This is a genomic window from Salmonella sp. SAL4457 (assembly GCF_046548235.1).
Taxonomy (GTDB): domain Bacteria; phylum Pseudomonadota; class Gammaproteobacteria; order Enterobacterales; family Enterobacteriaceae; genus Salmonella; species Salmonella enterica.
This window is the reverse complement of sequence record NZ_JBGDZO010000421.1, coordinates 1-275: the sequence shown is the minus strand read 5'-3', so window position 1 is coordinate 275 and position 275 is coordinate 1. Positions and strand designations below refer to the sequence as shown.

The 275-nt window shown below is 62.5% G+C and carries 1 protein-coding gene; it reads right to left on the bottom strand.

Translation table 11 applies throughout. The annotated features are described in order from the left end of the window. The coding region (locus ACLJNW_RS24895) for a queuosine precursor transporter (protein WP_410961318.1) at nt 1-267 on the bottom strand (267 nt) is incomplete at its 3' end. Between the last annotated feature and the right edge of the window lie 8 nt (nt 268-275).

Genomic DNA, 275 nt, shown 5'->3' with positions numbered 1-275 from the left:
GAACTCCAGCAGCGCGGAGAAACCACGGAACGCCGCTTCCTGGAACAACACCGAGACCACGTAGGAGGCGATCAACGCCGGGATCATGACCCGGGCGATGACCAGCCGGGCAGGGCCCTTGCCCAGCAAGCGCACGGTGAGGTCGGTAGCCAGGAAGATGAACGGAAAGCTGAAGGCGCCCCAGGTGGTGTGCCAGCCAAACAGGGTGATCGGCAACTGCACCAGGTAGTTGCTGGCGATGATGATGAAGATGTGGAAGGCGATCAGGCCGGCCA